General features: G+C 63.2%; 2 protein-coding genes. Both read right to left on the reverse strand.

Annotated features, from left to right (window positions below):
- Positions 1-393 (reverse strand): hypothetical protein (locus tag HMPREF3086_RS08765; RefSeq protein ID WP_141764035.1); only part of this gene is annotated, 393 nt, incomplete at its 3' end.
- A gap of 235 nt (positions 394-628) precedes the next feature.
- On the reverse strand, positions 629-772 hold a 144-nt coding region (locus HMPREF3086_RS18020), incomplete at its 5' end, for a helix-turn-helix domain-containing protein (protein ID WP_141764036.1).

Consider the following 772-nt stretch of genomic DNA (forward strand, 5'->3'; position numbering starts at 1 on the left):
GCTTCGCACCTCCTCGACCAGATCCGGCCTAGTCGAGTAGACCTCGATCCATCCTGTCTCGGGTTGAATCTCGAGGAACAGTGTCTCGTCGTCGGACCACAAGAAGGATGGTTCGGGGTGGAGGAACGGGTCCATGAGAGCCGCCGTGGAAGCTGATACCAGCTGGTAGTCGTAGGAGCTGCCATAGTCGCCGTCATCGACGATTGTGATAGTGCGTGCGGCGTCGGATGTTCCGATTGGATCGCCGTTCACTGTCCAGATCGCGGCTTTCCACTGCAGGACAGACGCGGTGCTGCAGTAGCGCTGCGCGATCTCGATGGCAGGGCCAGCGCTACACCCGACCAGGCGATCCACACCTATCGCCAGCTCCGGGGTGTTGGCGCTGTCGATCATCGATGTCAATCCACGGCGGGGCGGATACTGCGCACCTACACGCTCAGCGACCTCATGCCATGAGCTCCACCCGGCCACGTCGCGGCCCGTATGGAGCGTGATCGGACACAGGATCCGCACCCCGTAGGGAAAGAGATCTCGGACAGCACCCACGGTCCCGGTCTCGAGCAACGCTGCGATGCGCCCCTTGCCGCACACTGGCGACCACCCATCCATGTCGCTTCCCCTTCCTCGTCTACGTCGTATGTCGTTGGAGGGCGCGGTACAACGTTGACCGTCCGACTTCCAGATCGCGGGCGATCGCCGACGGCCCCTCCCCTGCCTCGATGCGGGCGCGAGCCTTGTCGATCTGCTCGTCAGTCAGGACGCGTTTGCGTCC

The sequence above is a fragment of the Dietzia sp. HMSC21D01 genome, assembly GCF_001815995.1.
GTDB lineage: Bacteria > Actinomycetota > Actinomycetes > Mycobacteriales > Mycobacteriaceae > Dietzia > Dietzia cinnamea.